The organism is Mycobacterium sp. M26 (assembly GCF_001494595.1).
Lineage (GTDB): Bacteria > Actinomycetota > Actinomycetes > Mycobacteriales > Mycobacteriaceae > Mycobacterium.
Genome location: NZ_LN929908.1, coordinates 635,087 through 661,425, shown reverse-complemented (window position 1 = coordinate 661,425; position 26,339 = coordinate 635,087). Strand labels below are relative to the sequence as shown.

General features: G+C 67.3%; 25 protein-coding genes and 1 tRNA gene. 11 read left to right on the top strand and 15 right to left on the bottom strand.

All coding sequences use genetic code 11. The features are described from left to right. Window positions 1–4: 4 nt before the first annotated feature. Window positions 5–1,111 (bottom strand): acyl-CoA dehydrogenase family protein, encoded by a 1,107-nt coding sequence (locus BN3385_RS12670; protein WP_059021885.1) that lies wholly within the window; start codon window positions 1,109–1,111, stop codon window positions 5–7. A gap of 60 nt (window positions 1,112–1,171) precedes the next feature. Between BN3385_RS12670 and BN3385_RS12665 the strand changes: the two genes are divergently transcribed. Further along, entirely contained in the window at window positions 1,172–1,975 is an 804-nt protein-coding gene (locus tag BN3385_RS12665) for an acyl-CoA dehydrogenase family protein (RefSeq protein WP_059017099.1), read from the top strand. Here the strand turns inward: BN3385_RS12665 and BN3385_RS12660 are convergent. Continuing rightward, entirely contained in the window at window positions 1,950–3,845 is a 1,896-nt protein-coding gene (locus tag BN3385_RS12660) for a glycoside hydrolase family 2 (RefSeq protein WP_059017098.1), read from the bottom strand. The genes BN3385_RS12665 and BN3385_RS12660 overlap by 26 nt on opposite strands. A 167-nt stretch (window positions 3,846–4,012) precedes the next feature. On the opposite strand from BN3385_RS12660, the gene BN3385_RS12655 reads away from it, so the two are divergent. The 3 genes from BN3385_RS12655 to BN3385_RS12645 are packed head-to-tail and all read left to right on the top strand — an operon-like array spanning window position 4,013 to window position 7,195. Beyond that, entirely contained in the window at window positions 4,013–5,023 is a 1,011-nt protein-coding gene (locus tag BN3385_RS12655) for a CobW family GTP-binding protein (protein WP_059017097.1), read from the top strand. A 46-nt stretch (window positions 5,024–5,069) separates the two neighbouring features. Next, window positions 5,070–6,563 (top strand): glucose-6-phosphate dehydrogenase, encoded by a 1,494-nt coding sequence (zwf, locus tag BN3385_RS12650; protein WP_059017096.1) that lies wholly within the window; start codon window positions 5,070–5,072, stop codon window positions 6,561–6,563. A gap of 8 nt (window positions 6,564–6,571) precedes the next feature. Then, complete coding sequence (locus BN3385_RS12645; protein ID WP_059017095.1) at window positions 6,572–7,195, top strand: flavin reductase family protein; 624 nt, start codon at window positions 6,572–6,574, stop codon at window positions 7,193–7,195. A 10-nt stretch (window positions 7,196–7,205) separates the two neighbouring features. Here the strand turns inward: BN3385_RS12645 and BN3385_RS12640 are convergent, their stop codons facing one another. Both BN3385_RS12640 and BN3385_RS12635 read right to left on the bottom strand, forming a co-directional pair. Continuing rightward, on the bottom strand, window positions 7,206–7,919 hold the full coding sequence (locus BN3385_RS12640) for an MgtC/SapB family protein (protein WP_059021883.1): 714 nt from the start codon (window positions 7,917–7,919) through the stop codon (window positions 7,206–7,208). A gap of 58 nt (window positions 7,920–7,977) precedes the next feature. After that, complete coding sequence (locus BN3385_RS12635) at window positions 7,978–8,991, bottom strand: hypothetical protein (RefSeq protein ID WP_059017094.1); 1,014 nt, start codon at window positions 8,989–8,991, stop codon at window positions 7,978–7,980. Window positions 8,992–9,135: 144 nt separating this feature from the next. Between BN3385_RS12635 and BN3385_RS12630 the strand changes: the two genes are divergently transcribed. The 5 genes from BN3385_RS12630 to BN3385_RS12610 all read left to right on the top strand — a co-directional run bounded on the left by BN3385_RS12630 (window position 9,136) and on the right by BN3385_RS12610 (window position 13,693). Beyond that, window positions 9,136–10,281, top strand: a complete 1,146-nt coding sequence (locus BN3385_RS12630) for a GTP-binding protein (protein WP_059017093.1) — start codon at window positions 9,136–9,138, stop codon at window positions 10,279–10,281. 47 nt (window positions 10,282–10,328) lie between these two features. Further along, window positions 10,329–10,670: a hypothetical protein gene (locus BN3385_RS12625; protein ID WP_156432737.1), complete on the top strand. Its 342-nt coding sequence runs from the start codon at window positions 10,329–10,331 to the stop codon at window positions 10,668–10,670. 31 nt (window positions 10,671–10,701) lie between these two features. Further along, complete coding sequence (locus BN3385_RS12620; RefSeq protein ID WP_059017091.1) at window positions 10,702–11,532, top strand: acyl-CoA thioesterase; 831 nt, start codon at window positions 10,702–10,704, stop codon at window positions 11,530–11,532. Further along, a complete protein-coding gene (locus BN3385_RS12615; RefSeq protein WP_197415205.1) occupies window positions 11,529–12,311 on the top strand; it encodes a bestrophin-like domain in 783 nt (260 codons plus the stop codon). Before BN3385_RS12620 ends, BN3385_RS12615 begins: the two co-directional genes overlap by 4 nt. Before the next feature lie 221 nt (window positions 12,312–12,532). Continuing rightward, the gene (locus BN3385_RS12610) at window positions 12,533–13,693 is read left to right on the top strand and encodes a hypothetical protein (RefSeq protein WP_059017090.1); all 1,161 of its coding nucleotides are present in this window, start codon (window positions 12,533–12,535) and stop codon (window positions 13,691–13,693) included. 133 nt (window positions 13,694–13,826) lie between these two features. On the opposite strand, the gene BN3385_RS12605 is transcribed toward BN3385_RS12610, so the two are convergent. From BN3385_RS12605 to BN3385_RS12595, 3 genes are read right to left on the bottom strand one after another with little or no spacing between them, the layout of a single operon-like run. Continuing rightward, window positions 13,827–14,543 carry a hypothetical protein gene (locus tag BN3385_RS12605; RefSeq protein WP_197415204.1) on the bottom strand — a complete coding sequence of 239 codons (717 nt, stop codon included), beginning with the start codon at window positions 14,541–14,543 and terminating at the stop codon, window positions 13,827–13,829. 59 nt (window positions 14,544–14,602) lie between these two features. Next, window positions 14,603–15,097: a VOC family protein gene (locus tag BN3385_RS12600; RefSeq protein WP_059017089.1), complete on the bottom strand. Its 495-nt coding sequence runs from the start codon at window positions 15,095–15,097 to the stop codon at window positions 14,603–14,605. Window positions 15,098–15,135: 38 nt separating this feature from the next. After that, window positions 15,136–16,005, bottom strand: coding sequence for a hypothetical protein (locus BN3385_RS12595; protein ID WP_156432736.1), 870 nt, complete (start codon window positions 16,003–16,005; stop codon window positions 15,136–15,138). A gap of 223 nt (window positions 16,006–16,228) precedes the next feature. Here BN3385_RS12595 and BN3385_RS12590 point away from each other — a divergent pair, with 223 nt between their 5' ends. Next, complete coding sequence (locus tag BN3385_RS12590) at window positions 16,229–18,004, top strand: sensor domain-containing diguanylate cyclase (protein WP_059017087.1); 1,776 nt, start codon at window positions 16,229–16,231, stop codon at window positions 18,002–18,004. A gap of 7 nt (window positions 18,005–18,011) precedes the next feature. On the opposite strand, the gene BN3385_RS12585 is transcribed toward BN3385_RS12590, so the two are convergent. The 4 genes from BN3385_RS12585 to BN3385_RS12570 all read right to left on the bottom strand — a co-directional run bounded on the left by BN3385_RS12585 (window position 18,012) and on the right by BN3385_RS12570 (window position 23,058). Continuing rightward, window positions 18,012–18,833 (bottom strand): glycoside hydrolase family 16 protein, encoded by an 822-nt coding sequence (locus tag BN3385_RS12585; RefSeq protein ID WP_059021877.1) that lies wholly within the window; start codon window positions 18,831–18,833, stop codon window positions 18,012–18,014. 64 nt (window positions 18,834–18,897) lie between these two features. Next, window positions 18,898–19,803 carry an NAD-dependent epimerase/dehydratase family protein gene (locus BN3385_RS12580; RefSeq protein WP_059021875.1) on the bottom strand — a complete coding sequence of 302 codons (906 nt, stop codon included), beginning with the start codon at window positions 19,801–19,803 and terminating at the stop codon, window positions 18,898–18,900. 11 nt (window positions 19,804–19,814) lie between these two features. Next, entirely contained in the window at window positions 19,815–21,995 is a 2,181-nt protein-coding gene (locus tag BN3385_RS12575) for a hypothetical protein (RefSeq protein WP_059017086.1), read from the bottom strand. A gap of 31 nt (window positions 21,996–22,026) precedes the next feature. After that, window positions 22,027–23,058 carry a LamG-like jellyroll fold domain-containing protein gene (locus tag BN3385_RS12570; protein ID WP_059017085.1) on the bottom strand — a complete coding sequence of 344 codons (1,032 nt, stop codon included), beginning with the start codon at window positions 23,056–23,058 and terminating at the stop codon, window positions 22,027–22,029. 244 nt (window positions 23,059–23,302) lie between these two features. On the opposite strand from BN3385_RS12570, the gene BN3385_RS12565 reads away from it, so the two are divergent. Continuing rightward, on the top strand, window positions 23,303–23,806 hold the full coding sequence (locus tag BN3385_RS12565; protein ID WP_059017084.1) for a hypothetical protein: 504 nt from the start codon (window positions 23,303–23,305) through the stop codon (window positions 23,804–23,806). On the opposite strand, the gene BN3385_RS27615 is transcribed toward BN3385_RS12565, so the two are convergent. The 4 genes from BN3385_RS27615 to BN3385_RS12545 all read right to left on the bottom strand — a co-directional run bounded on the left by BN3385_RS27615 (window position 23,794) and on the right by BN3385_RS12545 (window position 26,238). Further along, window positions 23,794–24,744, bottom strand: a complete 951-nt coding sequence (locus tag BN3385_RS27615; protein WP_082690447.1) for a hypothetical protein — start codon at window positions 24,742–24,744, stop codon at window positions 23,794–23,796. The two genes, BN3385_RS12565 and BN3385_RS27615, sit on opposite strands and share 13 nt — an antisense overlap. After that, the gene (locus tag BN3385_RS12555; protein ID WP_059017083.1) at window positions 24,737–25,726 is read right to left on the bottom strand and encodes a hypothetical protein; all 990 of its coding nucleotides are present in this window, start codon (window positions 25,724–25,726) and stop codon (window positions 24,737–24,739) included. Before BN3385_RS12555 ends, BN3385_RS27615 begins: the two co-directional genes overlap by 8 nt. An 87-nt stretch (window positions 25,727–25,813) precedes the next feature. Continuing rightward, window positions 25,814–25,890, bottom strand: a tRNA-Leu gene (locus BN3385_RS12550). A gap of 108 nt (window positions 25,891–25,998) precedes the next feature. Beyond that, window positions 25,999–26,238, bottom strand: coding sequence for a hypothetical protein (locus BN3385_RS12545; RefSeq protein WP_059017082.1), 240 nt, complete (start codon window positions 26,236–26,238; stop codon window positions 25,999–26,001). Between the last annotated feature and the right edge of the window lie 101 nt (window positions 26,239–26,339).

Below are 26,339 nucleotides of genomic sequence, written 5' to 3'. Positions count from 1 at the left end.
AGCTCTACCAGATCAGGTCGTCGACCGGCAGGCCCATACTGAACCGTCCCACCAGCGCCAGCACCTGCTCAACATTGCTCGAGACATGCATACGCGCGGTCTGCACATCACGCCAGATCCGTTCCAGCAGCGCCTCGTCGATTCCCGACCCGTGGTCGCGGACGATCTCCTGGACAGCCCGAAATGACCGTTCAGAGGCCATCACCTGATCGCGGCGGGTCCGCAGCACCAGTGCCGATTCCGGAAATCCGCCCGCCGCCACACAGCTGATCAGGTCGGCCACGTTGCGCTGCACCTGCCGGACCGACAACTCGACATCGGCGGCCGCCATCGCCAACGGGCTCAGCGGCTCGGCCCGGTCCGCACGTCGCTCACCGAGCAGTCGCTGCGCGGCACCGAGCAACGGGATGGTGCCGGCGAGCGTGTACAGCGTGGGCTGGGGCAGCAGGAACACCGGCGCAAGGCGGTCCGGAATTCGCGAGTTCAGCCAGCTGAATGCCCGGTGGTCGGGCACGAATGCGCCAGTCACGACGATATCCTCGGCACTGATTCCTTTGAGCCCCAATCCATTCCAGCGTGGTTCGACCTCGTAGTCGGTATTGGGCACCAGCACCGCCATGAAGTCCTGGGCGGCGCCGTCCGGGCCGACGCGCAGCACCGCGGCGTTCAGCCACGACGCCTGGCTCGCGCCGATACACCGGTTCCACCGTCCTGTCAGCCAGAAGCCGCCGTCGACGCGTTCCATCCGGCCGGTGGGTGCGTACGACGAGCACATCAGGGCCTGCGGGTCAGCACCCCAGATCTCTTCCTGGGCACGCATATCGCGCAGTGCCAATCCCCAGGTGTTGACGCCCAGCCAGCCGGCCAGCCACCCGGTCGACGTGCAGGCCGCCGACAGTTCCCGGGTAGCGGTCAGATAGTCGGCCGGGTCGGCATCCAGTCCACCGAAGCGGGCCGGTTGCAGTAATGAGAAGTAGCCCGCTGCATGCAGATCGGCGATCACCCGAGGTGATACCGCAGCGGTGCGGTCGACGTCGGCGGCGGCCGCGGCGATATCGGGCAGCAAGGCCCGCACGGCGTCCAGAACGGACTGCGACGTCGTGCGTCTCACCGCTCGGGCTCCGCGTGCCACGATCATGGATACCATGTGTCACCGACCGCGGAGGTGAGTATGGCTGAGCCCGGGCAGGCCGACGGCATCGTCGCGGCGGTGTTCGAACTCGCCGCGGCGGATGGCTCTGGGGGCTGGCTGGCCGCCGCCTTCAGGACCGCAGCCTACAGCGTGGGCAAGAAAGCCGCGCTCGGCCCGGAGTCGTTGATCGCGAAGAGTTTTCACGGATCAGGCACATTCGACAAACGGGCTGGTCTCAGCGGCAGGTGGGACTCAGTCGTGGGCGCCGCACAGGCGGGCTGGCTGCTGTTGCCGGTGGGATCCGGCCAGCAGGCCTTGATCCCGCGCAGCGCGGCGCGGCTCGAACCGGTGGCCGGGCTGACCGGGTTGCACGCGGCGGGGATCTGCGACGTGACGGTGTCCGGTGCGCGCACCGATGACGTGCATGTCGTGGAGCACAGCGAGGACCACGAGGTGCTGGCCGGGGCCGCTGCGGCAGCCGCGGTGGTGGGATCGGCCGACGGGGTACTGCGCACGCACGTCGAACAGGTCCGCACCAGGCTCGCGACATCCCACGCGGGTGATGAGGTGACCGATGCCGCTGCCGCACAGGTGGGCTGGGCGGCCTCCGATATCGATGCCGCCCGCCTTCAGGTAGCCGGGTCGCTGACCGACACCCCCGCGAACGCGGCGCGGGCCCACCAGCAGGCGGTGGCCCGGGCCCGGGACGCCGCCGATCGGCTGATCGCCAACACCAAACACGCCCTGGACGCCTCGGATCCGGTGACCGCGCTGTGGCGTGATGTGCACGCCGGCTGCCGGTTGGCCGCCCGGATGTTCAGCGCCGCACATCAGGCGGGCTGATCGCCGGGGTTCCAGCCGCGATCACCGCCCGATTACGTTCGGCGACAACGGGTATCGGCATCTTGACCACCCACCGGTCATAACTGAGGTACCCATTGACCTCGTTCTCGACGTCGGTGGTCTGGGTGTAGATCGCACCCGAGAGACCACCGGCGCGCACCTGTGCCTCCAGCGCACGGCTCACCGCCACGTAGCGTGCCGTGAGCTGATCGGGATAGCGGGCCATCTCGTAGGCCTGCGCCTTACCCGGCCACCGGTTGCGCGCCAACGCCAGCCCCAGGCCGCCGTACTCGCCGTCCACCCGCACCCGCGGGTCGCCGGGCACGAATGTCGTGCCGGGGCCGACATAGGTGTGGTCGTCGTAGATGTCCCCGGCGCGGCTGTCGGGCCGGGATTTGCAGCAGTTGACCCCGCTGTTGGCGTCCACCATCCGGGTGGGGTCGGCCGCCTTCACCAGGCCTGCGATCCGGGCGGTGTCGAATTCCCCCCACCCTTCGTTGAACGGCACCCAGCCCACGATCGACGTCACGCTGCGCAGCTGATCGATCATCGCGAGCAGTTCGCGCTCGAAGTTGGCCTTGGCCGCCGGCGGCGGTTCCGGTGCAGGTCCCACCGGGATGTCGAGTGACACGTCCAGCGACGGCATGTCCTGCCAGACCAGTAGGCCCAGGGTGTCGGCCCAGTAGTACCAGCGGGCGGGTTCGACCTTGGCGTGCTTGCGCACGAAGTTCATCCCGAAATCTTTGATGCGCTGCAGGTCGGATTTCAGGGCGTCGTCGGTGGGGGCGGTGTAGATGCCGTCCGGCCAGTACCCCTGGTCGAGTGGTCCGTGCAGGAAGGTGATCCGGCCGTTGAGGGCGATCCGCGGGCGGCCCCTGGAGTCGCGGACGGTCCCGATAGTGCGCAATCCGGCGTAGCTGGACACCGCGTCGAGCACTGTGCCGGTCGGGCTGACCAACGCCACCGTCAGGTCATAGAGGTAGGGATCGTCGGGCGTCCACAGCCGCGGAGCCGGCACCCGTAGGCGCAGCGGCGCCGCCGCGGGTCCGGACGCCACCGCCACCACCCGACCGCCGCGCTCGGACACCGCCGCCACCACGCGCTGGTTGGTGGTGCCCACGGTTCTCGGGGTGAGCGTCAGCCCGGTCAGGTCGGTGCTGATGTCGAGTTTGTCGATATGCGTGGCGCGCACCGGTTCCAGCCAGACGGTCTGCCAGATGCCGGAGGCGCCCGTATAGAACAGTCCCTCGGGGTCGTTGCGCTGCTTGCCGACCGGGAAGGGGTTGGCCTCATTGCGGTCCCGGGCGCGCACCACGATCTCGTGCGGGCCGGCCCGGCGCAGCGCCCGGGTGATGTCGGCGCTGAATGCGGTGAAGCCACCCTCGTGGTGGGCCACCTGCTGGCCGTTCACCCAGACCGTCGCGATCTGGTCGACGGCACCGAAGTGCAGGAGCACGTGGCGGCCGTGCCAACTGCTCGGCACGGTGAACACCTTGCGGTACCACATCTCGTCGTCGTGGCGGGCGATGCCGGACAGCGCCGACTCGACGGGATAGGGCACCAGCACCTGTTCGCGATAGGCGGCCGGCGGCGGTGGCGCGGGCAGCGCGGCCCCCGCCGAGCGCCCGGTGTAGCCCCAGACGCCGTTGAGGTTGAGCCAGTCGGACCGGACCAGCTGCGGGCGGGGGTAGTCCGGCAGGGCGTTGCCGGGCCCGACGAGTGTGGTCCACGGCGTGGGCAGCGGCACGGGCTTCGGGTGGAACATCACGACGGCCTGCGCCGGCGCGGCGCCGGTGGCGAGCAGCGCCAGAACGACCAGCGCACTGGCCGTGATACGGCCGATCCAGGGCAGCACGAAGCCACCGGGCATGACAGTTCCCCCAAGACGATGAGTATGCGGCGCGCCCCCGCGACGCCTCTGGCGTGGCTTGCCGATGGCACTGTAGCCCTCGGCGGGTCCGATTGTCACAAAGTGCGAAATATGGTTTCGCACAGTGGCTTTTCGCGCGCCGAGGTGGGCGCGTTACTCTCGCGGGCATGGCGATTCCGGTCATCGCGCTCACCGGCTATCTGGGTGCGGGAAAGACGACGCTGCTCAACCACGTGCTGCGCACGCCGCGGGCCCGGGTGGGTGTGGTGATCAATGACTTCGGCGAGATCAACGTCGACGCCGCATTGATCAGCGGGCAGATCGACGAGCCCGCGTCAATCGCCGGCGGCTGCATCTGCTGCCTGCCCGAGGACGGTCAGCTCGACGCGGCGCTGGCCCGGCTGGCCGATCCCCGGCTGCGGCTGGACGCCATCATCGTCGAGGCCAGCGGACTGGCTGATCCGGCCGCGCTGGCCCGCATCATCGGCTTCAGCGAGATCGGCGGGGTGCGCGACGGCGGGGTGGTCGACGTCGTCGACGCGGCCCGGCATTTCGAGACCGTCGACTGCGGTGGGGTGGCGCCGGCCCGCTACGGGGCGGCCACGCTGGTGGTGGTCAACAAGCTGGACCAGGTGGCCGAGGCCGAGCGCGCCGCAACGCTGCAGCGCATCGAAGACCGGGTGCGCGAACGCAACTCGCGGGTCCACGTCGTCGGGGTCAGCGAGGGGCGGATCGACCCTGCACTGCTCTACGACGTGGCCGCCGCCGTCGACGAGGGCGGGCAGCTGTCGTTCCGCGACGCGTTCGTCGACGAACCCGCGCACCCCCACCACCACGTGCACGCCGACGCGGTGACGGTGACGGCGCAGGCCCCGGTCGACGTCGAGCGCCTGCTGGATCTGCTGGAGGATCCACCCGCCGGGGTGTACCGGATCAAGGGTCAGGTGGCGGTGCGGCACCGGTCGGCGGGGCGCACCGTCGTGGTCAACGTCGTCGGACCGTCGGTGCACGTGGCGCGGGGGGCGGCGTCGGCCACCCGCAGTGAACTGGTCGCCATCGGGATGCACCTGGACGTGGATACGGTGCGCGAGCGGATGCTCGACGCGCTGCGCCCCGCCGACGGACCGCCGTCAGCGGTCGCGGCGCGGCGCTTGCAGCGGCACCTGAGCTCAGGCTGATTCGCTAAGCCGTGCGGCGGTGCCCCGCGGGTGACATCATCCCGACGTGGACACAGACAAACCGCAGATCGCCTACCCCTCGCCCGGCGCGCGGCCCCGTCGCCGCGAGCAGGAGCCGCTGGCCCCGCACGTCATCGTGCTGTTCGGCGCGACCGGCGATCTGGCCAAGCGCAAGCTGCTGCCGGGGATGGCCTACCTGGTGAAGTCAGCGCTGGCGCCGTCCATCCAGGTGGTGGGTACCTCGCTGGAGGATTACACCGTCGAGGAGTTCCGGGCCATCGCGCGCGAGGCCATCGACGACTTCGGCAGCCACAAGCTCTCCGACGAGGAGTGGGCCGAGTTCGCCAGCCGGGTCACCTACGTTCCGCAGAGCGCCGGACCCGAGGCCTTGGCCGCGGCGGTGGCCACGGCTGAGGAGGCACTCGGCGCCGGAGTACGACGGCTGCACTACCTGTCGGTGCCGCCCAAGGCCGCCCAGGCGGTGATCACGATGCTCAAGGAAGCCGATCTGGTCGCCCGCTCCCGGGTGGTGATGGAGAAGCCGTTCGGCACCGACCTGGCGAGTGCGATCGAGCTCAACGACTTCGTGCACAAGACATTCCGCGAGTCGCAGATATTCCGCATCGACCACTTCCTGGGCAAGGAGGCGGCGCAGAACATCCTGGCTTTCCGGTTCGCCAACGGTCTGTTCGAGCCGATCTGGAACCGCAACTTCATCGACCACATCCAGATCGACATCCCGGAGAAGCTGGGCCTGGATCACCGGGCCAACTTCTACGAGAGCACCGGGGCCTACAAGGACATGGTGGTCACCCACCTGTTCCAGGTGATGGCCTTCGTGGTGATGGAGCCGCCGACCGCCCTGGAGCCGCGGGCGATCAGCGAGGAGAAGAACAAGGTGTTCCGCTCCATGCTGCCCATCGACACCGCGAACGTGGTGCGCGGCCAGTACACCGGGTACCGCGATGAGGACGGGGTGGCCCGGGATTCGGACACCGAGACATTCATTGCACTCAAGGTTGGGATCGACAACTGGCGCTGGGCCGGGGTGCCGATCTATCTGCGTACCGGCAAGCGGATGGCCGAGGGGCAGCGGATCATCTCGATCGCGTTCAAGGAGGCGCCGCGCACGATGTTCCCGCCGGGCTCGGGTGTCGGTTCGCAGGGTCCCGATCATCTGACCTTCGACCTGGCCGATGCGTCGAAGGTGTCGTTGTCGTTCTATGGCAAGCGGCCCGGTCCGGGCATGAAGCTGGAGAAGCTGTCCATGCAGTTCTCCACCCAGGAGACCGACTACTCCGACGACGTGCTCGAGGCCTACGAGCGGTTGATCCTCGACGCGATGCGTGGTGACCACACCCTGTTCACCACCGCCGAGGGCATCGAATCACTCTGGGAGCGTTCGGCGGATCTGCTTGAGGATCCGCCGGCGGTGAAGATGTACGCCCAGGACACCTGGGGGCCCAATGCGATCCACCAGCTGATCGCCCCGAACAGCTGGCGGTTGCCGTTCGAGCGGGTGTGGCGGGAGAAGAAGTAGGCTCGGGCGTGGCCCACAGCGACGCACACTACTTCCGCCCCGCCGAGGGAACCGGTCTCCCGCACAACCCGTTCAACGCGATCATCGGGCCGCGCCCGATCGGCTGGATCTCCACTCAGGCACCGGGTGGCTGCCGAAACCTGGCTCCCTACAGCTTCTTCAACGGTTTCAACTACTACCCGCCGATCGTCGGCTTCTCCTCCATCGGCTGGAAGGACAGCGTCGCCAACATCGAGGCCACCGGCGACTTCGTCTGGAACCTCGCGACCCGCGGGCTCGCCGAGCAGATGAACCAGACCTCCGCATCGCTGCCGTCCGACGTCGACGAATTCGACGTCGCCGGACTGACACCGATCCCGGCATCCCTGGTGCAATCCCCCATGGTGCTGGAGAGTCCGGTGAACTTCGAATGCCGGCTGACCCAGCTGATCCAGCTGACCTCGGCAGCCGGTGAGGCGTTGGACACCTGGATGGTGCTGGGCGAAGTCGTCGCGGTCCACATCGATCGCGACCACCTTGTCGATGGCATCTACGACACCGCGGGACCCCGCCCGATCCTGCGCGCGGGCGGACCCGCTGGGTACTTCGAGATCGGCCCGGACGCCGAATTCCGCATGTCGCGCCCCGGCTGAGCAGTCGGGGTCAGTCGACGCCGCTGAGGTCCTCGGCCGACCAGCGCACGGCCGTCACGGGTTTGGCGGCGATGACGTTGGCCAGTGCCGCCTCGATGGCGGCATCGTCACGTTCCTCGGCGACCACGATCGCGGTGATCCGTACCTCCCCACCGGGTTTCTCGGAGTCGATGTCGACGGCGGAGATGGACTGAATGGTGAAGTGCGGCTGGGTGATCGCCCCGACCACCAGCGATCGGACCTCACCTTCGGCCTCGACCAGGCAGCGCACCTCGAAGCGGTACTCGGTTTGACCCGGCTCGGTGCCCAGGGTGCGGTTGCGATCCAGGACGCGCCCCACCGGCCGCAGCAGTACGTTGGCGGCGATCACGGCAACCGTTCCGATCGCACCGGCGATGAACATGCCGCCGCCGACCAGACTGCCGACCGCTGCGGACGCCCACAGCGTGGCCGCCGTATTGAGGCCGGAGATGCTCGCACCCTGTTTGATGATCACCCCGGCGCCGAGGAAACCGATCCCGGAGGCGACCTGCGCAGCCACCCGGGTCGGGTCGCCGGCGCCGAACGCGTAGGCACCCATCAGGACGAACAGCGCGGAGCCGAGGCTGACGAGCGCATTGGTGCGCAGCCCGGCCATCTTCGAGCGCCACTGCCGTTCCAGGCCGATGGCCGCGCCGAAGCCAACGCCCGCGGCGATCCGCAGCGCAAAGTCCAGGGTGTCGATCACCGGTGCTGACTATCAGCAGCAGGTGAACTGCGGTTGGCCGGCAGGTGAACCTGGATCAGTCGCCGCTGGCGGCTTTGCGCTTACTGCCGCCGACACTGCCTGAGGGTTTCGCCGCGCCCTTGGCCGCAGTGGCCTTGGTCGCGTTGGCCGAACCGGCCTTGGTGCGATTCACCGCTGCAGCTCCCCCGACCTTGAACCCGTTGATGTTGAAGCCGGTCCCGGTCTGGGTGATGGTGGGGCCGTCCTGCAGGATCGAGCCGGCGTAGGCGAATGGCCCACCCCTGGTGAGGGCCTGGCTGTTCCTGCTGAAGACGTTGAAAGCCGTTGCCAGCGTGCTGGGTTGGGAGGTGCTGCCCGCTTGTGCCCAGGCGCCGTCGACCGCCACGGTGAAGGCGTTGTTGAAGTTGCCGTTGGCAAGCGCCTGACCGCTGTTCGACAGCAGGACTCCGGCCAGATTGCCGTTGCCCTCGATGTATGCGCTGGCAAAGGAGCCCAGCGCGGAGACCGCCAGGTTGCCGTTGCCCTTACTGGAGGCAACGCCGCCGTTGCTCAACGTCACCACGGAGGCGTTGAGGTTGCCGCTGGTGTACACGTTGCCGCCGGCAGTGCTGAAGGCCAGTACCGCCAGACTGGCGTAGCCGTTGGCTGACGTCAGCCCGCCATTGGGGAGCAGAGTGAGAGCGGCATTGATGCCGCCGTTGGCGAACGCCGACCCGCCGATGCCCACCGCGAGATTACCGAGACCTTTTGTCGCGGCGACTCCGCCGATGGCGAGGGTGAGGTTGCCGCCGTTGATCGGCATCCCCGCTTCCGCAGTCGAGGTGGCAGAGCCGCCGAGTGCGAGCGACAGCGACAGTGGAGCCAGCGCAGTCGCCTTGGCGTTGGGCCCGATCGCGATCGCAACGCTGAACAGACCGCTGGTGCAGTCGGCGCTGTTGCCGAGGCCGAACACCGACGCGCAGGTGGCGTTGGCGCTGGGCGCACCAACGAGACTGCCCGCCGCCAAGGCAGCAGAGAGCACCACCGAGCCGGCGAGTGCAGGAATGGGACGTGCGCGGAGCCAGGTCATGGTGACCTCCAGACGAGAGCTGTGGAGTGGCTGTGAGCCGGAACATACTCTTGCCCGCGCAACTACAGAAGCCTTTTGAACAGGGTTTTTGTGAACAGAATCGCCAACTTGTCGTCTTTATTGAAAATGATTATCGTTATTGTTATGACTTCGACGCTCCCGCTCCAACCGCCCGTCACCGTACTGTCCGGCTTCCTCGGCGCGGGCAAGACGACCCTGCTCAACCACATCCTGGCCAACCGGGAGGGCCGCAAGGTTGCCGTCATCGTCAATGACATGAGCGAGGTCAACATCGACGCCGCCCTGGTCGCCGGGCAGGGTCACCTGGACCGCACCGAGGAGAAGCTCGTCGAGCTCACCAACGGGTGCATCTGCTGCACGCTGCGCGAGGACCTGATCACCTCCGTACGAGAGTTGGCCGCCCAGAACAGGTTTGATCAGATCGTGATCGAGTCCACCGGGATCTCCGAGCCGATGCCGGTGGCCGCGACCTTCAGCTGGGAGTTCGACGACGGCTTCCGCCTCGGTCAGGTGGCCCGGCTGGACACCCTGGTCACCGTGGTCGACGCCTCGACGTTCCTCAGCGAGATCGCCCGTGGCGAAGCCTTGTCGTCCCGCGAGATGGCCGCCGGCGAGGAGGACGGCCGCAGCATCGCCGATCTGCTGATCGACCAGGTCGAGTTCGCCGACGTCATCCTCATCAACAAGACCGACCTGGTCCCCGAGCAGACCACCGGAGCGGTCGAGGCCATGGTGCGCCGGATGAACCCGTCGGCCACGATCGTGCGGACCAACCACGGTGTCGTTCCGCTGGCCACCGTGCTGGACACCGGCCGGTTCGATCCGATCGCGGCGGAGAACGCGCCGGGCTGGGAGGAGGAACTCGCCGACGGGCACACCCCGGAGACCGAGGAGTACGGCATCAGCAGCACCACATTCCGCGCCGAGCGCCCGTTTCATCCGCTGCGCTTGAGCAATGCTCTCGGCCAGCTCCGGAGAGTGTTGCGCAGCAAGGGATTCTGCTGGATCGCCAGCCGGCCGTCGATCGCAGCGATCTGGTCGCAGGCCGGCCCCAACCTGGTGATCGAACCCGCCCAGTACTGGTCGGCCACCGAGATCGAGCCCGGTCAGGAGATCGTATTCATCGGAGTCCGTCTCGACCACGAACAGGTACACGGACTGCTACGCGACGCGCTGCTCACCGATGCCGAACTCAGCGCCGGTGAGGCGGTCTGGACCCGCTACCCCGATCCCCTCCCTCGGTGGGGCGTCACCCACAGCCATCAGTGACCATGGAATGCCCGGCACTCGATGAGATGGACTGTGGGACAGTCTTATTGACCGTCCCACTGATCGACGACGCCATCCAGGTGGGTATCAACGGAACCACCCGGACCACGACCATCGTGGTCACCCGGACACCGACCGAGCTGATCGTCCGCCGCAAGGACTGGGAACCGTTGCGAGCCCAGATTCTGCACGACGAGCCGCCCCGTCGCCGTGAGGTGTTCAGCCGCGCGATTCGCCGGCTGGTGGTGTCCTACGTCGACGGCGGCAGCGGCGGGCAGTGGTGCTGCGCCACGCCGCAGGCCTGCGCGCACGATCGCGAGGTCAACCAGTTCGTGGTCACGGTGGCCTCGTTCGCCCGGGCCAAACAACTGCGCGCGGCGCAGGTGTGAATCGGCGAGGCAATCTGGCAGCATTTCGGCGGTGACGCGTTCGTCCTACGCCGAGGTGCTTGCCGCGCTGTCGCTTCGTCGGGTGGACGAGCTGTCCTTCGTCGGCGATCAGCTTGCCGCCCCGCTCAACCACATCCTTGGTGGCCACGTCGCCGCGCAGGCGTTGATCGCGGCCGCACACACCGCGCCGGGCCGCACGCCACATAGCATGCACGTCTACTTCCTGCGGGCCGGCGATGCTCGCCGACCAGTGGACTTCGAGGTGGTCAGCCTGCAGGAGGGCCGCACGTTCTCGGCGCGCCGGATCACCGCACGCCAGGACGGCCGGATGCTGCTCGAGGCGATGACGTCGTTCACGGTGGACGGCGCCGCACCCGACGGGGTCGAGTATCAGCCGACGATGCCGGAGGTGCCCGCACCCGAAGGCCTGCCGGAGCCGGCACCGCATTTCGCCGAGGCCTACGAGGGGGGCTGGGCGAGCCTGAAGTGGTTCGACCGCAAGGTGGTTGACGCCGACACCACGGCACCGGCCCGCACCCGGATCTGGTGGCGGCCCCGCGGCGAGGTGCCGGAGGACGCGACGCTGATCGCAGCGATGGTGGTCTATCTGTCGGCGGTGACCCTGGCCGAGCCGGTCAACGTGCCCCGCGGGCAGGTCGGCGAGTCGGCGCAGCGCGGGCACTCGGTGCTGTTCCACCGGCCGGCCGAACTGCGGGACTGGCTGCTCTATGACCAGTGGACGCCGAGTAGCACCGGTTCCCTGGCGCTGGCCAGCGGGCAGATGTTCAACCGCACCGGTGAACTGGTGTGCACGGTCGAACAGGAGACGTATTTCCCGCCGGCAGTTGCGGGTCACCCGTGAGCGGATGGATCATCCGGCACATCCCGCCGGGGCTTCTGCTGCTCATCCTGGTCGTTCTCGTCGCCGGTGGCGCGATGCTGCTTGTCGCGGTGGTGCGCCGCCGATTCCCCGCGCTGACCGGTGACGAACACAATGACGTCACCAAGTTCACCTACGGGTTCATCGGATTCATCTACGCGTTCTTCATCGGTTTCGTGGTCTCGTCGATGTGGGGACAGACCAATGGCGCTGATGCGAACGCCCGCGATGAGGGCGCCGCCGCCGTCGAAATAGCAAGGAATATCGACGCTTTCACCCGGGCCGACAGCGACCGGCTGCGCGCGAGCCTGCTGCGCTACGAACAGTCCGCCATCGTCGAGTGGGACCAGGGCACCGGCATCCGCTCACCGCAGACCGAGACCGCCCTGGCCGAGCTGACCGCCGCCTACCGCCAGGTCGACCCGTCCACCGATGTCCAGAAGAGCGCATTGGCGACGTCGATGACCAAGCTCGACAGCATCAGCCAGGCGCGCACCGTGCGGCTGCTGACCGCGCGGGAGGACACCGGACCACCCTGGCCGCTGTGGGCCGTCGTCTTCCTGACGAGCGCCATGGTGGTCGGCACGGTCGTGATCTACGGGGTCGAGAAGCCGGGCATGCACTACCCGATGGTCGCCATCGTCGGACTGATCGTCGCGGCCAATCTCTTCCTCATCCTCGAGCTGTCCCACCCGTACCTGGGCGGCATCGCGACCACGTCGGAGCCCTTGCACGAGGTCGTGTCGATCCTCCAGAAATAGGTCCGACGTCGACGTTTGACAGCCGTTTCTTGCGGGAACGTCACCTTCGCTGGGCGCTGCGCATGGTCCTGGTGCCGGATCACCGTCAGCGCCGCTCCAGCTCGCTGGCAGAGAACTCACAGCAATGAAGCTAGCGAATTTAACGAAACCGATCCTAACCTTCCTTACCCCGCAGTAATCTTACCTCTCGGTAAGTTACCGACTAGGTTAGGGGAGTCACTGTGCAGGCATTTCTACGATCCAGGGCCACCGAGGGGGCAGCACTGCTGACGGCGGGGGCCATCGCCTTGTCGCCGATCATGGTGGCACCTGTTGCCGACCACCTGCCGGCATTGCACATGTCGAATGTGGCAACGACGCTGACGGCTGCGGTCAACCCCATTCAGGAGTGGGTTGACGTCCTGAACACGACATTTGCCAACATTTCGGCCCTCGGTACACAGGTCCAGGCCAACCCGACACCGATTTTGGATCAGCTGCTGGCCAACCAGACGGCCTACGCGACGACCGCGTTCAACGCGCTGTCGGAAGCCGGCGGCGGTCTTGTCGCGGGACTGTCCGCGCTTCCGCAGGCTTTGCTGACGGCCGGGGAGCAGCTGGCTGCAGGAAAGATCGCTGACGCAACGGACACGATTTTCCAGGCCGGAATCAGCCTGGTCCTGGCTCCGGCGATCGGATTGTTGCCCATCTTCAACATCCCCGGGCAAATCGCACAGAACGTTGCCAACGTGCTCACCGCACTGCCCAACGCTCTACTTCCGATCGGGCTGGCGGCTATCTCGCCGATTGCTGGCGTGTTCGGCGCGGTGGGCGATACCGGACAGGCGGTGTTCGACGCACTGAAGGCCGGGGACATCCCGACGGCGCTCAACGCGATCGTCAACGCACCGGCGGTGATCACCAACGCACTGCTCAACGGTTACGAGCCGCGGGGCACTGTCGGCCTGTTGAGCGTGGGCGCTGACTTCTCGGCCGGGCTGGTCAGCGCGCTGCTCAGTGCGCGCAACACCATCGCCGCCGCGCTGGGGGCTCCGGCACCGCCGACAGCGGCGGCGGCGCGCGCAGCGGCGGTCGCCGAGGCACCCGCGGCTGCGGAGTCGGTGACCGCTCCGGCGACACCGGCGCAGACCGAGGCTGCCGAGACACCGGCAGTGTCCAGTGGCGGGGTGAAGGCCCGCGCCGCCACCACCGACCCGGCCGACAGCACCACGGACGCCAGCTCGGAGGCCGAGGCCTCAGCGCCGGTGACGGAGAAGAGCGTCGCCGGGGTGGGACGCTCGCGTAGCGAGGCACGGGCCAGCCGGGATTCCAGCTCCTCGGCGTCAGACAAGGGCGGGCACAGCCGGGCCTCGGGCGGTAGCGCCCGCAGCGCCGGCGAGTAGTTCAGCAGACCGCAGCGGGTGGGGCCTGACGTTCAGGTCCCACCCGTTGCGTTGTCGGCAGCGGCCCCTCTCGCCGAGTGTGCACTGGTTGCGAGAAGTCACGCTGATTCTCGCAGTGGACGCACGCTCGGCGCTAGGAGGCGAGCGAATTACCCTCTCGGACAGCAGGTTCCACCGCAGCGCGGGGGCGCAGACCGTAATCGTCGGGGCGCAGGGTCAGATCGGCATAGTTCGCCGTGTCGTCCTCGGTACCCAGCGTGAGCTCGACGGCGGTCTTGGCCTGGAAGAGGGCGATGACGGCCTGCTGGTGCTGCTCGGTGCCGAATGAGGTGAGCGCGGTGGTGAGCTTGCGGTCCACGTAGTGCACCGAGCGCAGAAGGTCCGACTCGGACGGCTCGGCGCTGTGCGCCTGCGAGGTCGGCGTGCCCAGCCCGCTGTACCAGCGGTGGCCGAGGGCACCGAGGGTGGCCGCGCAGATCGGGATGACGACCACCGTGCAGACCAGGCCGGCGGTGCCGGTCAGCGACAGCGCGCCGACGACGCCGAACCCCAGCAGGATGGCCGTGCCGAGGAACAGTTGCAGCGCGGGCGGAATGGCCTCGATGGTGCGCCAGATCCGGCGCACGACACCGGCGGCACCGCGCCCGACCCCCGCCACGAACCGGCCCGCGGCGGCGACGGATGTCAGCGCCGCACGACCCCACTGATCGGCTTGGGCGCGGCTGACCGGGGACTTCGGCATCGACCAGGTCCGCTGCGGGGTGGGTTCGGCGGCGGGAGCTTCGCCGGGCTGCTCGGCGGGCGCCTCGGCCGTGGGGCCGGCATTCGTCACACTGGTATCAGCAGTCACATCCGTATCATCGCGTCCGCGCGCCGGATCGCTGCCCTGGCGCGCCGGGAACTGCCGGATTAACCGGACGCGGCGGCCGCAATGTCCGCGGCGCTGATGCCCGACAGGTCGGGCACGTTCTGCATCAGTTCGATGCGGGTGCCGTCGGGGTCGGTCAGGTAGATGAATCGGCCGGAGGTCGGATCGGCAACATCGCCGAGCACGGTGCGGGTCGACTCCAGGAACTGCCCGCCGGCGGCGATGATCGCCTCGGTCAGCCCGTCAATGTCCTCGACGCGGAACGACAGATGGGTGAAGCCGAGTTCGGTCATCGGCTTACGCTCCCCCGACCCGACAGTCGCGACGTCGACCCACTGCAGCAGCTCGATCCGGATGTCGTCGCGCAGGAGCATCGCCGAGCGGAACTTCCCTTCCTGCTCCATGGTTGCGGCCACCTCGTTGTTCTCGAAGTCGAGCCGGTAGAGCACCACGAACCCGAACACCTCGGTGTAGAACCGGATCGAGCGGTCGAGGTCGGTGACGCAGATGCCGATATGGGAGAAGCCCTGGATCATCCCCGGATGATGCCAGACCCGGGCCGACGTCGCGGCGTTCAGTCCCGGCCGCTGTGACCGGCGCTGCGGTGGGTGGATTTCGCGGCGCCGGGACTCTTGCTGGTGTCGGCTCCTGCGGCCGTGTGTTTGGCGTTGCGCGTCGCGGCGGCCCCGAAGACCTTGACACCGTTGACATTGAAGCCCGGACCGGACTTGGTGACGGTGGTGTTGGAGATCAGCACCGCATAGGAGTTCGCAAACGGTCCCGGCCCCGCGTACACGATGTTGCCGCTACCGCCGAGATTGACTGCGGTGTTCACCGAACCGGTGGCCAGGCCCGCGGCAACCCTGTTGTTGTTGCCGAAGACGTTGACGGCGTTGTTGAGGTTGCCCTCTGCCTTGATGAGGTTGGCTCCGAACGACGATCCGTCACCGAACAGGTTGATGGCGATGTTTCCGGTGCCGCCGGCGAGAGTCACCGAGCCGAAAAGAACCGGGGTCGACGGTGTCACGCTGAGCGCGACGTTGATCCCGAGCCCGTCACCGCTGACCCCCGGGCCATTAGTGGCGGCCTCTCCGTTGGCACCGAGCTGAACAGCGATCCCGATAATGCCGCTGGCATACGCCTGCGCCGAGTCGCCAGCCGCGATCGCGAAGTCGAGGGGTTGATTGGACGCGGCGTACGCCGAGTCGCCCAGGGCGAGCGCAGCTCCGAACCAGGCTCCCGAGGCGTCCGCATAGGCGCCGGACCCGATGGCGATTGCGACGCTGGTGGGATTGCTCTTGCACAGCGAGCTGTTGCCGATGCCGAAGAACGAGGCACAGGTGGCGTTGGCCGGTGCAGCGGATCCCAACGCTGTTGCACCGAGGGCAAGCGCGCCGGCGATTGCGGCACCGCACGTCAACGTCGCAGCATAATGACGGCCCATGCTGGCCCCCTTCGACCAGGACAGCTGTGAGATCGCTGTGGGCGAACGGTACACCCGGACTACGCACCGTGCGGAGGAATCAACACTCGTCTTTGTAGCTTATGCAGTTTCGGAGAAGAGCCGTTTTCACCCCGCGCGGACAGTTGCCAAGCGGGCCGATGCCGCAGAGGATGTTCGTGCAGCAAGAAATGCTGTTGCACCACCTCGGGGGGAGGCGCGATCGATGGACAAACCCCGCACTCCCCTGCGGGAGGTGCTGGCCCGGGCAAGTCGGGTCGCGGCGCTCCTGGTGCTGATCATCGCCGCCCTGGGCTGGGTGGGCTGGAGCACCGGAACCGTCTACCTGACCCGCATCAATCCGGCCTGGCCGCCGATGACGCCGTGGACCTCCCTGTCGCTGGGGACTCTGGCGGTTGCGGTTCTGCTGCAATCTCGCCAGGGTCGCGCACTGGTATGGGTCGGCCGCGGCCTGGCCATCCTGGTCGCAGTTTTCGCCGTCGCGGTCTTGGCGGAGTACGTCACCGGTAGGGCGTTCGGATTCGACCAACTCTGGTTCCACGAGGCTCTGCAGACCGTTGCCTCACCATGGCCCGGCCGCCCGAGCCTGCAGACCGCCACGTCACTGTGCGCGCTCGCTGTGGCGACGGTGTCGCTTCGGATGGAGCGGCGCTGGACCTCCGCGCTGTGGGCGGTCTGCATGTCCATCGGTCTGGTCATTTCAGCGGTGTCGCTGGTGGCCTACTTGTTCGACGCGACGACGCTGATCTACGACGCCCCGATGACCGGGATCGCGATGTCGACGGCGGTGGCCGTGCTGGCGCTGACGGTCGCGCTGTCGACGGCGCGCCCCGACCGTCCGCCGCTGGAGTGGCTGTTGTCCCGGCCCGATCGGGGCGCCTTGATTCGGCTCTACGGTCTGGGCATCGGCTTCCCGATTCTCGTGGCGGTTTTGCGGGGCATTTTTCTGGCATCGGGCCGCAGTGAGCGGGCCGCGTTCGCGTTGTCGGTGCTGATCTGCACGGCCATCACGATGGTCATCGGATTCCGCCTTCGCCGCAGCGAGCAAGACCTGCTGATCAGAGCCGAGCAGTTAGCACGCGAGCGCGCCGAAGCCGAGAAGCGGTACCGGATCCTGGCCGACAACGCGGTCGACGTGATCGTCCATCTGCGCGGCCCCAAGGTGGTGTGGGTGTCACCGTCGGTGAAACCCGCTCTGGGATACCGGATGAACGAATGGATCGGCTCGGAGTTCAGCAGCCAGATCCATCCCGATGACCTTCCGGATGTGGTGGCGGTCCTGAGCCAGATCACCGACGAGAGTCCGGTCGCGCAGCGGTTACGGGTTCGTTCCGCCGACGGTGACTACCGGTGGGTCGATGGGCACGCGAAACCGTATGTCGATGCCGACGGGAAGAACGACGGCATCATCGCCGCACTGCGCATCGTCGACGACCGGGTCAAGGTCGAGCAGCAGCTGGAACAGCTGGCCCGGTTCGACACCCTGACCGGGCTGGCCAATCGCGGTGAAGCGCTGGCTCGGCTGGAGAAGGCACTGGAGCATCCGCCGGCATTCGGGGTGCATCTGGGCATCCTGTTCTGCGACGTCGACCGGTTCAAGAACATCAACGACACCTGGGGTCACGGGTTCGGGGACACCGTGCTGTCGACACTGGCGGCACGAATCCGGGACTGTGTGCGTCCGGGCGACACGGTGGGACGCACCGGTGGTGACGAGATCCTGGTGGTGCTGCCGGGGTTGACGAGTGTCGATCAGCTGATCGAGATCAGCGAGACGATCCGGGCGCGGGCGGCCGAGCCGATCGCCGACTACGGCCAGACCATCCGAGCCACGCTGAGTATCGGTGCCACGCTTGCCATTCCGGGCGAGACGGTCTCCTCGGTGCTGGCCCGTGCCGACGCCGCGATGTATCAGGCCAAGGCCGGCGACCGCAACACTGTCGTGTTGGTGGAACCGCAGGAGAGCAGCCGACAGGCTTAGCCGGCGCTCACCAGATGCGAATCCAGTCCACCAGCATCGAGATCGGGAACTTGGTCAGGGCCGGGTCGCCGCCGCCGGGGCCGCCGATGGCCAGGGTGAACATCGGCGCCATCCAGTAGCCGGGATTGTTGAACGGCCAGCGCAAGTCAGTCGGATTGCCGTGCACCGGGATCGGCTTGGGTGGCACCGAGAAGTACGGCGCCGCACCGTCGGTGTAGTCGCGCCAGAACTTGAATCCATCTGCGTCCCAGCGCATCCGCCAGGTGTGCCAGGCGCCGTCGATCAATCCGGCGATCGACTTGCTCTCCCAGGTCTTGCCGTTCGATGCGGCGTGGACCGTGGTGCCCGGGGGCCAGCTCATGTTGCCGTAGTACTCCATGATGTCGACCTCGCCGTCGGGCAGCGGGTCTTCGTTCACGGCCCAGTACGCGGGCCACGCGCCGGAGGTGATGCAGTCGAGTTTGACCCGCGCCTCCCAGGTATGGCCCATCGGGACGCGCCAGTTCCCGCGCACCTTGCCGGTGTAGTAGGTGTCGGCATCCTGGGTCGCCCGGATCACCAGGTTCGAGTTGCCGTCGACGAACACGTTCTGCCGGTCGTCACGATATTGACCTGCGACCGGCGGCCAGACGTCGTCCTGCCAGTTCTGGACGGTCCAGTTGGCCGAATTGGGCGCCGAACCAGCTGGTCCGTCGAACTCGTCGACGAACAGATAGCCGCCGGCAGGGGCTTCGGGCAGCGGCGACGGCAGCGCCTGAGCGCTCGGTAAGGGGACAGCAGCGGCCAGCAGGCCCAGCCCCGACATCAACAGCATGTTTCGACGATCCAACTCACGCACGGCTAAACCATAAGGTGATCGGGGATTCTTGGAGCGCCAACGCACCGAATCGCGCTCAGCGTGACTCGACCAACTCCGGGTGGAAGGTAGCGGCCATCGCGCGCATGCCGTCGCGCCAATCGACGGTGGTGTGTCCGATGAGTTCGTGCATCTTGGTGACGTCCAAGGGATTGCCGCGCAGGGTCTGCTCGGTCTCCTGGAACACCGGCTCCTTGCCGACGAGGGAGCCGAGGTAGGTGCACCAGTCCTGAAGGCTGATGAACTGATCGCCGCCCCAGTTCACTGTCGTCACCGGAACCGACGCCACCGCAAGCAGTTTCGGGATCATCGCGATGATGTCGTCTTCGTGGATCGGGTTGTAGACGGCCGGCCCGCCGGGCGGGACGGGGATGGGCATGTCGCCGAGCATCATGTCGAGATGGAACAGCGGCCACCCGCCGTTGTTGCCGTAGGGCACATTCAGGCGGGCGATGGTCGCGGGCACGTTCAGGGCCCGTGCCATGGTGGCGACGACGACCTCGCCGGCGATCTTGGAGATCGAGTAGGTGGGCAGCAGCGGTTTGTGATTATCGCCGTGCACGGTGCGCTCGGTGCGCGGTTCGTCATCGGGCGGGTCGTAGACGGCACCGGAGGAACAGTGCAGGAAGGCCTTGGCGCCGCGGCAGTGGGCCATGAGCAGTCCGGCGGATTCGGCGTTGGCGGCCAGGTCCTTGTCCCAGCGGCCGCTCTTGGCGACAGCGAGGTTGAGGACGTAGTCGAAGTCGATGGGCAGGCCGGTGAAGTCGCCGGCGGCCATGTTGACGGTGTGGCAGCGGACGCCGGCCTTCTCGAGTCGCTCGCGGGCGGCCGCATCGGTGAAGCGGGCCGCGCCCCACACCTCGTTGTCGGCCGCGAGGGCCAGAGCCACCGGGACGGCGACCTGGCCGCTGGCCCCGGTGATCAGAATCTTGGATCCGCGTATCGCCTCCGGGCTCATCCGCCCAGGGTAAACAACGGAGGCGTTCGGCCGAGGCCGTCAGCGAGACCGAGCAGGAACATCTGCGGGTAGTTCGGAAACCGCGGGCCCGCGCGCCGGGACAGGCTGTCGGCGGTGACGTGCTGGCCCCAGCGGCCGTTGAAGCCGGTCGTGGTGTCCGGGTTGGGCCACCACAGCTGCTTGGCGCGGTCCACCATGCAGTCGTACACCCGGCCGTCGATGGTGAGTGGACTGCCAGGGCGCGAACGCCAGTCGACGACGTCGGCGCCGGCGTCCGGGACGGTGATCGTCGCCGGTTTGACGGTCTTGCCGGCGCCCGGAGCGGCAGGCGGCTGGTCGGGGTCGGCGCCATCGGGGCCGGGCTCGGCGGCGAAGGGAGCGAAGGGCGAGCGGTATTGCGAGATCTCGGCGATGCACGCGACCAGCGCCGCAGTGGCGCCGAGAAATCCGAAAGCGCCCCCCGCAATCATCTTGGCCAGCAGAACAGCGATGTCCCTTGTTGCGTTCAGCCACAGGTCGCCTTCGGAGTCGCCACGACCGGGCGGTGTCGGAGTGTCCAGCGTTCCGCAGTACTCCGGCTGCTTGCCGGCGGGATAGGGGTCGACGGCCTGCGGCCCGGGCGTCACGTACAGGCTGTGGGTGCCCGCCGCGACATAGAGGCGCGGATGGCCGTCGGTCACCGCCGGGTTGGCAGCCGACCACGGTGAGACCATCATGGCGGTGTTCTGGTCATCGTCGTACTGGTAGGCGGGAAACTGTGTCTCGCCGCTGGGACGAGAACCGGTGATTCCCAAGAACTTCGGGGTGAACGCGGTAGCGGCACCTTCGCCGAGGATCGCCAGACACTGCCAGTCGCCGGCGTGCGAAGACACTTCTCTGGCCTCGATGCCGGTGCAGCCGCCGGCGCTGCCGACGGACTGGTCGTGGGCCGGGAAGAAGAAGTAGTAGCACACCATCGTGGGCTTGGTCAGCTTGCTGAGCACCGGTTCGAGGTTCACCCCCGGTACCCGATTGGCGATCACCCGTAGCCGGTCCTGATGGAACACTTCGGCGTGGTACCAGAATCGGCTGGGCTCGAGTTCCCCGTCGTAGAGCGCTGTGATGGCAGTGCGATCGCTGTAGACGTTCGTGGTCGTATTGGTTACGCCGGATTCGTGGGTCTCCGTCGCGTCCTTCCAACCACCGAGTTCCAGGAAGCGGTGATCGTTGCCGGCGCCCAGGGGGTCATCGAAGCGGAAGTCGCCGGGCTCGCCCGCACTAGCGGCCAGGCCCTTGGCCGGCACGGTGGGCTGACGCGGGAACGGGTCGCCCGGCGCGCCTCCCCACCCGTTTTTGTCGTCTCCGGGAACCCGGGCGGTCCACAACGCCGCGTGCTCGACGAATCGTTTCGCGTCGCTGGGGAAATACTTCTCGTCGGGATGGAAGAACATGACCGGCGCCAGACGTTCGACCAACGCCTGGTCGTCGGCGGGACTCGTCTGCCGATCGCCGGGATCCGTTTTCGGCGGGGCCGCCTTGATTTCCAGGATGATGGCAGCGGCCGATTGCGCCGAGTCCCACGTCCAGCTGATCACCGGGTTCGTCGCTGGGGCGTCCTGAGTGTGCAAGGTGCCGGCCTTACTGAGGAACTGAGTCAGCGACTGCTCATCGATCTCGGTGAAGCCGGCCCCGGGCGCCACATCGATCGCGGCTCCCGTTGACGAGTCGACGGCGATCGCGCCGACAACGACGTTGCGGTTCGGGTCGGCCGACGGCGACAGCGACGCCGTCAGTGACTGTCCGGTCGTCTCTTGAGGGACGGCCTGGGCGACCGCCGCACTCCCATTGGCCTTGGTGACGTCGACATCGCCGTACTCGAAGATCGACCAGGCGCAGAAATCCTGCGTCTCACCGCCGAAGTCGATCACGGCGGAACCGGCTGTCGGGGCGGCGCCTGATGCCCTAAAACAGGTCAGCCGCCGGTCTCGGTTACCCCCGTAGAGGACCGTCAGCACCTCAACCCACAGCAGGCCGTTACCGGTGATGGTGGGAGTCTTCGGCACACCCCCACCGAAGACCGGCCGCGCGCTGGTGACGAACAGCAGGACGACGGTATTCGGCCCGGGTTGGAACGACGTCGTCTCAAAGGCGGAAGCATCACCGGTTTCTTTGTTGGAGGCCAGCTTTCGACTCGCCATGGGGTGCTCCTTGTGGTGCGTCGCGGCAGGACTAGAAGGATTCGGAGATCGAGAACATGTCGGTGAACTCGACGTCGCAATTGATCGGCAACTGCTCCTGCAGCGATGCGAAGCAGCTGTCGTTCAGAAGGGCCTGGAGGTCGGCAATCTGCGACGGATGGAACCCGGCGCCGCGCAGCAGTGCGACCAGATCGGCCAGCACAGCGGAGACCTGGCCGAGCTGTCCCTGCGACCACTGTTCTTGATAACGCAGGGTCAGCTCGGCGAACTGGGATTCGATACCGGGCAAGTGCGAGATCGCTTCCATCGTCGCGAACATCGCCTTGGGCAGCAGCACGGCCAGGCGGTTCCAGCAGTCCGGGTTCGAGGCGATCACGGCGTCGAGTCGTTTCGACCATTCCGCCCAGCAGCGGCCGACCTCAGGTTCCAGCGGACGCTCAACGAAACGGTCGCCGAGGAAGTGCGGGTTCAATCGCCAGATCTTGAGGTCGTCGATGCGTCCGGTCAGACCGTTCTGTCCGGTGTAGTCATTGCCGATCACGAGTCCGGCTGTCGCAGTGAGCAACCCGTTCCACTCCCGCCACTGCGCCACCACGGTCCCGTCGAATTCGACGTGAACACCGGCGGGGTCATACTGCAGGGCCAGCGTCATCCAGTCCGCGGCCGGTAGCGGTCGGGGTTCCGTGCCGCCTTCAGCGACGGCGCTGGATCCGCCCGTAGTCTGGGCGAATTGGCCACCGAAGTAGCCTTGGTCGGTTCCGAATGAGAAGCTGTCGGCGCAGACCAGCGCTCCCCCGCTGCGAATCAGGTCGGTCTCACAGAGCATCTCGACTCGCACACCGCCCACCGGGCTCCAACTCGGTGAGGACGGCACCCGGATACAACTCGCCCCGCCGTTCAGACGGATCGCGCCGGACCCGGGCTGAGCACCGTCGGTGAGATAGTCATCGTCGGACAGGCCGACGGGTTGGCCGTGACATCGCCTGGTCGACGAATGGTCGAACACGAGCCCGGGCGGACCGGAGTACGTGTGGTGAAGAACGAGTTCCCATGGCTCGGCCATGACGCGCCTCCGGGGGTGAGGGACCACCGATGACGTTAGAGGACACTGCGCTTCGGTGCTGCTTATTCAGGAATGCGTCACATTGTCTGCCGGGCGTTTAACCGACCGCCGCGCCGGGTACCTGAACAAAACCTGAATGACGGGCTAACTTATCTACAGCGAGCGTTGCACGCTCGCCCATACCGATCGAGTTGCGGCCCCACCGACGAGGCCGTTCGTGTTGACGGGGAGACGGAGCCACGACATGAACGCCCGCATCTGTTCATTGCTGTCCACGATGGCGCTTGCCGTCGCACTTTCCTTCGCGCCCAGTGCCGCCGCCGAGCCGATCCCCGGTGTCGACGCCGAGCTGATCCCAGGTGCCGACACCGCCATCGCCAAGGCCGAAAGCGCGCTCGGCACAGACATGTTCGGCCCGTGGGGATGTGAGGCGTTCGTGGCCTACGCCTACGGCGTATCGCAGGCGAAGTACGGCTGGGACGGTGCCGCCGAAACGATGTACCAGACCCTGCTCAGCCAGGGTGAGATCCACACCGACATGAACGCCCCGCGCGGCGCGCTCGTCTTCAGCAAGAGCCCGTTCGGCGCCCACATCGACATTGCCCGCGGGGATGGCACGTATGTGTCCGGCGGCGTCCAGGGACTCAAACGCGGGTATGGCAACGGGCATAACATCCAGATTCTGCCGACACCGCACGTGGGGAATGGCTGGACCTACCGGGGCTGGAGCCTGGGCTACCCGGACTGACTCGCGGCCGCATCGGGTGTGCTGGCGATCAGCAGCCATACCAGTGTCGCCAGGCCGGTGAACACGCCCTGCACCGAGAGCACGAACGCTACGTACTCGTGCCAGCTCGACAGGATGTCCCCGCAGCCCTGCCCGTCCCACGGCAAGGTGGACAGCGCGCCGACCAGACCGGCCGCCATCACCGTCACGGTGGCCGCCGTCGCCGCGCGTTGTCCCGCGTCGGTCAGGGTGCGGCGGAAGTAGTTGAACTCGATGCCGAGCGTGAGCAGCAGCACCGGCAGCACCCCGACCACCTGCTGGAAGAACACCGGACTGATCGCGCCTTCGCACAGCGCGGAGAGCACCGTCGTCTGCTCGGGCTTGGGCAGGGCGGCGACCTCGGCGGCCAGTGCCGGGTCGAGCGTGCGCACCGCGCCGGCCTGGAAGTAGTCGACGAAGGCGGCGGCGGCGAGATAGCAGATCCACGTTCCCACCACCAGGGGCACGATCGCGCGGACCCGGGACCAGTCCCGCGGCAGCGCAATACGGCGCGCGGTGCGCACGAGTGTGACCGGGTCGGCATTGACCGCGGCGGCCGTCGTCCACCCCATGGCAGCGGCGTAGAGGGTCGCGCTGAGGATGTCGATGCGGATCGACTGCACCGGCAGCAGCCGGATCAGATCGATGCCGATGAGAACCACGACTCCGGTCCACCACCATCCCCACAGCCGCGGCGCGTCGCCGTCGGCCTGTGTCACAGTGCGTTTCATCAATCCGACGAGGCCGAGTACGACGACGTCGACGACCACCACCGCGATCCGCCAGCCCATCTGTTCCCCGCCGGAATCGGGGAACAGTGCCGAGACGAGTTGCTCGCTATAGGAGAAGGCGAACAACATCAGGAAGACCACCCCGACGACTGCGCGATCACCGCGTCGCCGCACCTCGGAGCTAGACATGGCCGGCCTCCGCCATGCGTTGGTCCGGACTGCTGGCCACCAGGAACCAGATCAGCGTTGCCAGGCCCGTGGCGATGCCTTGGACAGAGACGACGAAGGTCAGATACTCGTGCCAATAGCCGAGCACTCCCCCGCAACCCGTTGCGGGCCAAGGCAATGTCGAGACGGCCAGCGACAGCGCAATCGCCATCACGGCAACCGTCGTGGCGGCCGCCGCGCGCTGGGCAGGCTCGGCCAGCGCCCGGCGAAAGAAGTTGAATTCGACGCCCAGGGTCAGTAGCAACAACGGGATGATCGCGACCACCTGTTGAAAGAACGCCGGACTCACCGCGCCCTCGCAGAGTGAGGCCTGTTCGCCGAGCCGTTCGGTGAGCGGCAGTGCGGCGACGTCGGCGGCCATCTCCGGATCCAGGCTGCGCACCGTGTCGAGGTCGAAGAAGTCGTCGAAAGCCGTTGCTGCGAGGTAGCAGGCGAAGGCACCGATGACGAGCGGGATGACGGCGCGCACGCGGGCCCACCTCGCGGCTGGGTCCGCACGTTTGGCGGCACTGAACAGGGTCAGCGGATCGGCGTTGAGTGATACCGCCATCACGATGCCCATCAGGATGGCCAGGGCGGCTGACGTGGCCAGGTCGATCGCCAGCGGGTGACCTTCGGGCAGCAGGACCAACAGGATGTCGAGGGCCACCACGGCGCCGAACGCCGTCCACCACCATCGCCACAGCCGGGGTTCGTCGCCGTCAGCACGGGTGATGAAGCGCTTCAGCAGACCCACCACGGCCAGTACCGCGATGTCGAATCCGAGCAGGCCGACCAGCCATCCGCCGACATGGTCGCGGTTGGTCGCCTCGAGGACGGCGAACACGATGTCCTCGCTGTAGGAGAACGCGAACAGCAGCAGGAAGACCACGGCCAGCACCGCGAGATCGCGGCGGTGCTGGGTCAGCACGGCTGAGTGCTCGACACCCGCATCAGCGTCCAACCGCGTCCTCCACAGATCGACCCCCGGGCGTCGATGTGCGGTCACGGTAACAGTTGTGGTGGGTGCTCGCGGTGTGGCGAGATGGGCTGGTGCCCCCAGTCGGACTCGAACCGACACTTGGCGGATTTTAAGTCCGCTGCCTCTGCCAATTGGGCTATGGGGGCCCGCAGGCAAGAGGGTATGTCATCGCCCGGGGCAGCCCGCCCTACAGCGGCGCGATAAGTCGCTCAGAGGTGGGCACCGACGTCATGCCCTCGGAAGCGGAGCCCCGATCAGACGCCCGGCGCCGCCTGCAGGATCAGCAGCAGCGTGCCCAGCATCAGCACCGCCGCGGTCAGAGCCAGATACAGATGCCCGCGCGCCCCCAGCTCGATGTGGAAGGACGGCTCGGCGGCCACCGCCGCGGCCCCCGCGGTCACCACCCGTCGTTCGGCGAGGTCGCACACCGGAGCCGGCGCGAACGACGGCAGGGTCAGCAGTTCGAACGGCGAGGTGAGGGCGATTGCGGTCATGTCTCAAATATCGGGCTCTGCCTGCGCAAACGGTATAGACCGTTGGAGCCAATCCGGATCTAGTCCCTCCCCTAAACTGGTTGCAATCCGCACGACGTGAC